Source organism: Bifidobacterium aerophilum (assembly GCF_010667685.1).
Lineage (GTDB): Bacteria > Actinomycetota > Actinomycetes > Actinomycetales > Bifidobacteriaceae > Bifidobacterium > Bifidobacterium aerophilum.
The window spans coordinates 68452-78746 of record NZ_WHZW01000018.1; the positions used below are offsets into that span (position 1 = coordinate 68452).

The following is a 10295-nucleotide window of genomic DNA, read 5'->3' on the forward strand; positions in this document are numbered from 1 at the left end:
GCGGACGGGAAACATTTCCCTTTCCCTTCGCTTCGCCGTCGCGCGCACCTCCATTCATCTACCATCGACGGTGAACCGCCCCGATACGGCCAAGGCAGGCCGCGCACCGCAGGCGACGGCAGCCGGCGAAACGCATACCGGGCCGTCCGGAATCGAAAGGAAGCACCATGACATCGCAACCGGACATCACCATCACCTCGCCGTTCTGGAAACGGTACCGGCAGGAGATCGTCAGGCATGGCCTGCCGTACCAGTGGCGGGTGCTCAACGACGAGGCGGACATCGACATGGCCGACGACCCCTCCGATCTGGGCGTCGGCTCCGCCAAGCCGACCAGTCATGCGATGCACAACCTGCGCATCGCCGCCGGATTGGAACAGGGTAAGTTCTCGGGCCGTCAATATCAGGACACGGACGTGTACAAGTGGCTGGAGGCCGCCTGCTACGCCTTGTCGGACGCGCGGCGCAACCCCGACGACTACGGTCGCGCAGATATCGACGCCCTGCGCGCGGCGGTGGACGAGGCCGTGGACATCATCACCAAAGCCCAGGATGCAGACGGCTATCTGGACACCAAGTTCCAGCTCGACATGGCTCCCGAGCAACGATTCACCTCGCTGCAGTGGAGCCACGAACTGTATGACATGGGCCATTTCATCGAGGCCGCCGTGGCCCATTACGAGGCGACCGGCGAGCGCGCCGCATTGGACGTGGCCCTGCGCGTCGCCGCCTGCATCGAACGGCGGTTCGGCGACGGACCGGGGCAGGTGCACGGCCCGGACGGGCACCCGGAGATCGAACTCGCGCTGGCGCGTCTGGCCGAGGTGACCGGCGAGCGCCGATGGCTCGAACTGGCCGCATGGTTCCTGCGCGTGCGCGGCAAGGATCCAGGGTTCCTCGAACGGCAGCCGGAACTGTTCTACGGCGGCACGCTCGGCTTCCCGCGCTCCTACTACCAGGTGGACGGTCCGGCGCTCGAGCTGGATCAGGCCGAGGGCCATTGCGTGCGCCAGTGCTATCTGGCGACGGCCATGGCCAAGGTGGGGAAGGCGCTCGGCGACGGGGAGATGCTTGCGGCGGCGCGGCGCATCTGGCGAGACATCGTGAACCATCAGATGTACGTGACCGGCAACATCGGCTCCACCAAGGTGTGGGAGTCGTTCACGTTCGACGACGACCTGCCCAACGATCTGGCCTATGGCGAGACGTGCGCGTCGGTGGCGATGTGCTTCTATGCCCGCGCGCTATTGGAGGCAGGTCCGAACGCCGCGGTCGCGGACACGCTCGAGCTGGAGCTGTTCAACGGCATGCTGGCCGGATTGTCGCTCGACTGCCGGCATTTCTTCTACGTGAACCCGTTGGAAGCCGATCCGAAGGCGAGCCGGTTCAATCCCGACCGTCGGCATGTGCTCACGCGCCGTGCCGACTGGTTCGACTGCGCATGCTGCCCGGCGAACGCGACGCGGCTGATCATGTCCCTGGACCGCTACCTGTACACGGTGGCCGACGACACGACGACCGACGACGACGGAACGACGGGAACGGGCGCGACGATCTACGCGCATCAGTTCGTGGCCAACGTCGCACGGTTCGGCGACGGTCTGGTCATCGAGCAACGTCAGTGCGGCGCGGGATACCCGTGGACCGGCGATGTGGAGTTCCGCGTCGCCAACCCGCAGCGCTTCCCCCGCCGTCTGGCGATCCGCATCCCCGGATGGGCGCATGGTTGGACGCTCACGGTGAACGGACGGACAGTGAACGGCCCGTTCGCGGACGGTTTCGTCGTCATCGACGTTTCCAGCGGGTCGACCGAGGCCGTGCTGCATCTGGACATGCCGGTCAGGTTCCTCGAGGCAGCCGCCCGCGTGCGCGACGACGTCGGCAGGCTGGCGGTCGCGCGCGGTCCGCTGGTGTACTGCGCGGAGGGCGCGGACAATCCCGAACCGTTGTGGACCTGCCGCATCGACGCCGGCGACCGGACGGACGTCGCGTACGATCCGTCGCTGCTCGACGGCGTCGCCATGATACAGGTGGACGGATCGCGGGTGCCGGCCGATCCCGACGCGCCGCTGTACCGCGAGGTCGACGCCGACGAGACCTCGCAAACCACGGAAACCTTGGTGCCGCAACGGATCACGCTGGTTCCCTACTACGCGTGGGCCAACCGTAAGGACGGCCAGATGAGCGTGTGGCTGCCGCGGCGGAGCCGGTAAGCCGAGCCGCCGAAGTACCTCGCCCGGCATCCGTCCACCTGTCTTCCGGCACAGCGGCCGGGTACAAGTGGACGCAACCCGGGCGGGGTGCACAAAACCCGGTCCGGCCGAACGAAGTGCACCCAACGACCGGAAAATCTCCACCCCAACCGACAAACGGGTCTCTTTCATCCCGTCCGGCCCGCATAACGTTGAAGCCAACAACGCACCGGAGGGGCCGCGCGGAAGCGGCCTACCAAGTGCGGCAAGCATTCTCATTCATCCAACGGAGGCCGACGAATGACCGTCACATTCCACGAGTCGAGCAAGGTGTTCCACCTGCGCAACCGGTATTTCAGCTACATCTTCATGATCCTCGCGAACGGGCAGCTCGGCCAACTGTACTTCGGCGCCCCGCTCAACGACCGCGAGGACTTCGACCACATGTTCGTCGTCGCCCGCCGCGACATGGATCCCTGCCCGTTCGAAGGCAATTCGAACTTCTCGATGGAGGACATCAAGCAGGAATACCCGGTGTACGGCAACGGCGACATGCGCAACATGGCCTGCGAGATCGAAAGCCCGAACGGCGCGCGCAACGCCGACTTCACCTACCTGAGCCATGAGGTGCGCCCCGGCAAGCCGAAGCTCGCCGGCCTGCCCGCCACCTACGTCGAGAGCGACGACGAGGCCGAGACGCTGAGCATCACGATGTGCGACAAGCTCCTGCACATGCAGATGGTACTGTCCTACACGCTGTACCGTGATCTGCCGGTGCTGGCTCGCAACGTGCGCTTCATCAACCGCGGCAGCTCCCCGGTCACGCTGCAGAACGCGATGAGCACGAGCCTCGACCTGCCCGACGCGAACTGGGACATGATGCAGTTCGTCGGCGCGTGGGGCCGCGAGCGCCGCCCGCAGACGTTCCGCCTGCATACCGGCGTGCAGTCAGTGTACAGCCTGCGCGGCCACAGCAGCCACCAGTTCAACCCGTTCCTGATCCTCAAGCGGCCGACGACCGACGAGTTCCACGGCGAGGCCATCGGCACGTCGCTGGTGTACAGCGGCAACTTCCTCGGCCAGGTCGAGGTGGACAACTATCACGTCACGCGCCTGATGATGGGCATCCATCCGGAGGGCTTCTCGTGGACGATCCACGGCGGCGAGGACTTCCAGACCCCGGAGGCGCTGACCGTCTACACGCGCGACGGCCTCAACGATCTGAGCCAGACGTTCCACACGCTGTTCCGCACCCGTCTGGCGCGCGGCTACTGGCGCGACCGTCCGCGTCCGATCCTCATCAACAGCTGGGAATCGACGTACATGGACTTCAACGAGGCGAAGCTGCTGTCCATCGCGTCCAAGGCCAAGGAACTGGGCGTCGACCTGTTCGTGCTGGACGACGGCTGGTTCGGCCACCGCGACGATTCGACGAGCTCGCTGGGCGACTGGACCGCCGACCGTCGCAAGCTGCCCGACGGCATCTGCGCGCTGGCCCGCAAGATCAACGATCTGGGCATGATGTTCGGCCTGTGGTTCGAACCGGAGATGATCAGCAAGGACAGCAAGCTGTACGCGAAGCATCCCGACTGGATGATCCGCGTGCCTGGCCGCACGCCGCTGCACGGCCGCAACCAGTACGAGCTGGACCTGAGCAAGCCGGAGGTGCTCGACTATCTCGCCGAGTCGATGGAGGCGATCCTGTCGAGCGGCCTGGTCTCCTACGTCAAGTGGGACATGAACCGCAGCATCACCGACGTGTTCTCCACCGGCCGCGACGCCGAGTTCCAGGGCGAGCTGCTGCATCGGCAGATCCTCGGCCTGTACTGGCTGTACGGCAAGCTGACGTCGGAGTTCCCGAAGATCCTGTTCGAATCGTGCGCGTCGGGCGGCGGCCGTTTCGACCCGGGCATGCTGTACTACGCGCCGCAGGGCTGGATCTCCGACGACACGGACGCGGCGGAACGCGTGAAGATCCAGTTCGGCACGTCGTACGCCTATCCGCTATCGAGCATGGGCAGCCACGTGTCGGCCTCGCCGAACCACCAGCTCATGCGCGTCACGCCGCTCAAGACGCGCGCGGACGTCGCCTACTTCGGCACGTTCGGCTACGAGCTGGACGTCAACAAGATGACCGAGGACGAGCAGGCGCAGGTCCGCAAGCAGATCGCGTTCATGAAGGACCATCGCGAGCTGATCGACAAGGGCACGTTCTACCGGCTCATCAGCCCGTTCAACGAGTCCGAGGTCGGCCTGCAGCCGGGCACGGAGGCCGCGTGGATGGTGGTCTCCGAGGACCGCCGCCATGCGCTGGCCGGCTACTACCGCATGATCATGACGGTGAACGAGGGCTACCGCACGCTGAGGCTCGCCGGACTCGACCCGGACCTCGATTACACGGTCCACGACACCGAGTTCCCGTTGCCGGCCGGCAGGTTCGACTACTACGGCGACGAGCTGATGACCCGCGGCTTCGACATTTCGGACACCGGATTCGGTCCGTTCACCACCGACATGTACCAGGGCGATTACCTGTCCCGCCTGTTCGAGGTGGACGCGCGATGATCCGCCGTTCGATCCGTCCGCGCTGCCCGCCCTGACGTCCCGCCCCCCGAGCCGGAGGTACGCCACCCGTTCGCCGGCCCGCGCCGGCGGACGTCAATGAAGATCCGTCAACCATAACGAAAGACAAGAAGAAAGGCACAATGATGTCCAACGCAACAACGACCCCGGATCAGGAGCGCAACCTCGCGCTCCAGCAGGAGTCCAAATTCATAGGCCAGCCGCGTGCAGTGGGCATGCTGGGCGGCATCGAGTTCTGCCAGTACGTCGCCAACGGCATGATGACCGCGATGGTCCTGTACTACCTGTACGCCAAGGTGAGCGACGGCGGCCTGGGCTTCACCCAGACGCAGGCCTCCCAGCTGCTGAGCCTGTACATGGGCATGGTGATCCTGTGCGGCCTGGTCGGCAGCTACATGGCCGACCGCGTGCTCGGCGAGCGCAAGGCCGTGCTCGTCGGCCGCTTCCTCGCCACCTTGGGCTTCACGGTCCTGGCCTTGCCGCTGGGCGTGTGGGGCTACGCGCTGAGCATGGTCCTGCTGTGCGTCGCCACGATGATGCACGGCAAGTCGGTCGAAGGCCTGATCGGCAAGATGTACGTCAAGGGCGACAAGCGCCGTGACGTCGGCTTCAACATCCTGTACGTGCTCAAGAACCTCAACGCGTTCTCCGCCGTCATCGCCGGCGCGATCGCCATGGCCACCGGCTACTGGGCCGCGTTCGCGGTCGGCGCCGTGTTCTCCTGGATCGGCTTCCTCGCCTACTACTTCACGAACAAGAAGTTCATGAACACCATCGGCAACGAGCCCGACGATCCGATCGACCCGTCCAAGCGCAACTCCTTCCTCGGCAAGTTCATCGCCGGCATCGTCGTCGTGGTCGCCATCTTCGGCGTCCTGCTGGCCACCGGCGTGCTCACCATCGCACAGTTCTCCAACGGCCTGAGCATCGTCCAGATCTTCCTGCCGATCGTCTACCTCGTCTACATCGTGATGTCCAAGAAGACGACCCGCGCCGAAGCCCACCGCGTGGTCGGCCTGGTGCCGCTGTACGTGTGCGCCTGCTTCGCCGCCTGGGTGTGGACGCAGGCCAACACGATCCTGCAGGTGTTCGCCGAGCAGCGCACCGTCCTGTCGATCTTCGGCATCACCCTGTCCCCCGCCTCGTTCATGACCTGGTCCGGCATCATGTCGATCACCTGGGGCACCGTCACCACGCTCGTGTGGGCCAAGCTCGGCCGTCGCCAGCCGTCCGCCCCGGCCAAGATCGGCTTCGGCACCATGATGTGGGGCTGCGGCCCGCTGCTCATGATCCTGCCGTTCGTGCTCTACTCGTCCGACGTCAAGGTCAGCCCGCTGTGGATCATGGGCTTCCACGTCCTGATCATGCTCGGCGAGGCACTGTCCATCCCGTCCGGCTACTCGTCCGCCGCGCAAGTCGCCCCGGCCGCGTTCGCCACGCAGATGATGACCGTCTGGTCGCTCGCCCAGTCCACCGGCGCCGCGCTCAACGCGATGTCCGCCCCGTTCTACCACGAGGGCGGCGAGGTCCCGTACTTCGCGTTCATCGGCATCGTCACCGTGGTCCTCGGCCTGGTCGTGCTGCTCTTCTCCAAGAAGATCTCCGCGATCATGGGCCTGAAGAAGGAGGGCGCCGAAGCCTGATTTGACCGAAGACCATCCGATAGCGGGCGGGAGACTCATCTTCCATCCTCGTCTCCCGCCGCCCCGACCCGGTCGGGCACCGCGAACCGATCACCGATCCGTATCGACCAGCAGTGCCCGGCCGGGTTTTTCATACCCGAAAACAGGAACCACCGAAAGGAAAAGGGAAATATGGAACACACCATCACCGGGCGACGGATGATCGCCATGCTCGCCGCGATCGCATGCGGCGCGGCCATGGCGACCGTGCCGGCCACCGCGTTCGCGGACGAAACGGGCGCGACCCACGCGGTCGACCCGGCAACCGGCAAGGTCGCCGGCGTCGTCGACGATCCGAGCAACGGCCCCGACATCACGAAGGTCCGCGTGCTCAAGGAAGGCGACTTCCTCGAAATCTACTGGAACGAGTACGTCGACGAGAACCAGGCCGTCAACCCCGACAACTTCGTGCTGCGCAACGGCGACGCGGTGATCGCGCTCAAGCCCAAGCCGGCGCAGGGCGTGACCGACACGCTCTACTTCGACAAGGACAACAAGGAGATCGGCGCCACCAGCGGCAACAGCATGCAGTACCTCGACCCGTCGCTGCACTTCTCCTCCATCGCCTACACCGGCACCATCGATCCGAGCCAGCCGATCACGCTCGAGGTCAAGGGCGACGCGATCAAGGACAACGCAGGCAAGTCCGCCGCCGACGCCACGTACACCGGCGTCCCCCAGCTGAGCTTCTACTCGAGGCAACTGACCTCCAAGACCGGCATCATCATCAAATCCGACGACACCGTGCCCGAAAGCACGCTGCGCAAGGCCGCCGAACTGGTCGACGTCGAACTCGGCAAGGCCGGCACCGGCATCCCCGAAGCGATGGTGGCGGCGAACAACTCCTTCGCCGTGTACAGCGCCCACGAGAACGCCTACTTCATCCCCGAACAGCGCAACAACTTCGACAAGAACCTCTACGACATCGAAGGCGCCGGCGGCGTGCCCACCCGCGACGGCTGGATCTCCTCCATCGCCGAAAAAAGCATCCTACGCACCACCGGCAACCCCGATCCGGCGCAGAACACCGGCTACCCGAACGAAAGCATCCTCATCCACGAGTTCGCCCACTCGATCTTCATCGGCGGCATCAACCAGATGAAGGACCCGACCCTGCGCGACGCCTACTACAAGGCGTTCGCCCACTCGCGCGCCGAAGGCCTGTGGAACCACACCTACGCGTTCCAGGACTCCAACGAATGCTTCGCCACGATGGCCGCCATCTGGTTCAACGTCATGTCCGAAGGCTGGAACGGCACCTATGACGGCGTGCGCGGACCGATCAACACCCGCGCCGAACTCAAGGAATACGATCCGGTCATGTACGACGCGCTGTCGAAGATCTTCCCCGACGAGACCATGCCCGCCCCGTGGGACGTGCCCGCCCCCAACGACTACGGCATCGAATACGCCCAGGCCGACAAGCCGAAGGACGAAGCCACGACCAGCGAGGACAACGACCTGACGAACGACGTGTTCCAGATCACCGCCGACCGCTTCCACGAGAACGGCGACTACTACTACATCCACCCCGGATTCACCGCGCGCGGCGGCGGCCTTGACCTCTACTCGCTGTGGGGCTCCTACAACGGCGCCGACGACACGTCCAGCGGCTGGAAGATCACCCGCACCGACGACGGCGTCTACAGCTTCGCGGTGGCGCCCGGCGGCGGCTGGAGCGACCTCGGCCTGACCGAGAACGAGGACGGCACCGTCACCATCGCCGGACACCCGGCCGACGCGACCGACCCCGCCCAGCAGTGGCGCTTCGTGCACGACGCGAACGCGGACAACCCGTACGACGGCTATCTCGTCAACGTTAAGTACGGCAAGGCGCTCAGCACGCCCACCCAGCCGTACGGCTACAGCCTGCTCGCCGCCAAGGACCCGTCCGACCCGTCGACCATGACCTGGCGCCTGCGCAACGCCACCAAGTCCCGCGCGGCCGCCACCAACGACTCGGCGCCCGACCTGTACATGCTGCCCGACCAGCCGGCCGACAAGACCGCGCTCGTCAAGGCCATCGGCCAGGCCTCCGCGCTCAAGGAAAGCGACTACACCGCCGAATCCTGGAGCTCGTTCGCCAAGGCGCTCGCCGACGCGCGGACCGTGAACGACGACATCGCCGCCACGCAGGGCCAGGTCGACGCGGCCGCCAAGGCGCTCGCCGACGCACAGGGCAAGCTGGTCAAGACCGAACCGAAGCCGGAGCCCAAGCCCGAACCGACCCCGACGCCCAAGCCGCAGCCGACGCCGTCCGATCAGAAGACCCCGTCCGGCAAGCAGCCGTCCGATAAGACCCCGTCCAATCCGAAGGTCGGCAGGCTGTCCGACACCGGCGCCTCCGTCGCCCCGATCGCGGCGGCTGTGACCGCGCTCGCCGCGATGGCCGCAGGCCTTGGCCTCGCCGTGGTCCGCCGCCGTCACTGACCGGGCAACCGACCGGGCATAACCGATGAAATACCCGGAACGGCTCAAGAGACCGCTGCCATGGCACGTTTTTGTGCCACGGTAGCGGTTTCCGGGCGGTTTTCAGCAACCGTGGCAACCATCGCAATGGCAAGAACAATACGGCTGGAATAGAAATGGCGGAATTCCGGGCTTTCTGCCAAGTCGCATGTTGCCACGGTACGTATGGCAATCGATTGACGTCCCTACCGTGGCATGCACACGTGCCACGGTAACGGTTTGTCACCGGTTTTTCTTTACCGTGGCACAGAAACTCGAATAAACGGCATGATTCCCTACGACGAAGCCGCCAGAAACCCCTCACCGCCCGGCACGGTAGTGCCGCAACGGGAAACTGGTGCGGTAGCGGGTGGGCGTCAATCCGGTGTGTTGCTTGAACACGCGCATGAAGTACTTGGCGTCGTTGAACCCGGTGGCCTGAGCCACCTGCGCCACGCTCATCGACGTGGACATGAGCAGTTCCTCGGCGCGCTTGATGCGGATGTTGGCGATCTGCGCGGCGATGCCGACGCCGAACTCCTGTTTGTACACGGTGGACAGCCAGCCGGCGGAATAGTTGAACTGTTCGGCGATGTCGGCCACACTGATGTCGTCGAAGGCGTTCGCCTTGATCCAGTCGTTGACCCGCTGCAGCACCACGTGGTCGAACTGTTCGCCGCCGCCCTTGCGCCCGGCCTGATAGGCGAGTTCCATGAGCATCGCCATGATGAAGCAGTCGCAATACGGGCTCGCGGCCCCCTCCCCGTGCGAGGCGTGGATGTCGTGCAGCTGGTTGAACATCACGGTCAGCCGGTCCGTGGCGACGTCGCAGCCGTACAGCGGCAGCGCGAAATGCGTGTCGGATTCGTCGCCGCGCGAGGCGTTCACTCCGAGCGAGGAGCGCCGCCACGACGCGAGGTCGAAATGCACGCTGAAATACTCCAGCGGATCGGTGACGTACTGCGTTCCGCAGACCCGTCCCTGCGGCGGGACCAGCATGAGGTCGCCCGGCCCAACGCGCAGGTCGACGTCGTCGACGCGCACCGGCAGAATGCCGCGGCGGACCAGCACCAGCGCGAAATCCTCGCAGACGAGCTCCGGCTGCGACCATCCGGCCATGCGCACGAACTGGGACACCCCACGGCAGGTACACCCGACGGAAGGCATGTCGCCGATTATCGTCGCCATCGACCGTCCTTTCCGCTCGGGCCTTGCCGGTTGAATCGATAAACCATATCCATCATAATCGTCCGGACAAGCCTTTTCCACCATAGTCGAACCGGAACGGCACCGCCGACACATCGGCGCGTGTTGACCGTGTTTGCTGTTCTGATGGAGGGGTGGGAATAGTTAGAGGCTTCTAGGCAGAATGGGTGGTGCCTAAACCTAT

General features: G+C 65.2%; 6 protein-coding genes. 4 read left to right on the top strand and 2 right to left on the bottom strand.

Features of this window, described 5'->3' with window-relative positions; translation table 11 throughout:
* Positions 1 to 167: 167 nt before the first annotated feature.
* The 4 genes from GFD25_RS09050 to GFD25_RS09065 all read left to right on the top strand — a co-directional run bounded on the left by GFD25_RS09050 (position 168) and on the right by GFD25_RS09065 (position 8887).
* Positions 168 to 2213, top strand: a complete 2046-nt coding sequence (locus tag GFD25_RS09050) for a glycoside hydrolase family 127 protein (protein ID WP_163232065.1) — start codon at positions 168 to 170, stop codon at positions 2211 to 2213.
* Between the two features lie 279 nt (positions 2214 to 2492).
* Positions 2493 to 4757 carry an alpha-galactosidase gene (locus GFD25_RS09055; protein ID WP_163232067.1) on the top strand — a complete coding sequence of 755 codons (2265 nt, stop codon included), beginning with the start codon at positions 2493 to 2495 and terminating at the stop codon, positions 4755 to 4757.
* A gap of 143 nt (positions 4758 to 4900) precedes the next feature.
* Complete coding sequence (locus GFD25_RS09060) at positions 4901 to 6418, top strand: peptide MFS transporter (protein WP_163232069.1); 1518 nt, start codon at positions 4901 to 4903, stop codon at positions 6416 to 6418.
* Between the two features lie 171 nt (positions 6419 to 6589).
* Positions 6590 to 8887 carry a hypothetical protein gene (locus GFD25_RS09065; protein WP_163232071.1) on the top strand — a complete coding sequence of 766 codons (2298 nt, stop codon included), beginning with the start codon at positions 6590 to 6592 and terminating at the stop codon, positions 8885 to 8887.
* Between the two features lie 44 nt (positions 8888 to 8931).
* On the opposite strand, the gene GFD25_RS09070 is transcribed toward GFD25_RS09065, so the two are convergent.
* Together GFD25_RS09070 and GFD25_RS09075 are read right to left on the bottom strand one after the other, a co-directional pair.
* Positions 8932 to 9069 carry a hypothetical protein gene (locus tag GFD25_RS09070; protein ID WP_163232073.1) on the bottom strand — a complete coding sequence of 46 codons (138 nt, stop codon included), beginning with the start codon at positions 9067 to 9069 and terminating at the stop codon, positions 8932 to 8934.
* A gap of 157 nt (positions 9070 to 9226) precedes the next feature.
* Entirely contained in the window at positions 9227 to 10093 is an 867-nt protein-coding gene (locus tag GFD25_RS09075; protein WP_163232075.1) for a helix-turn-helix transcriptional regulator, read from the bottom strand.
* Positions 10094 to 10295: the final 202 nt, after the last annotated feature.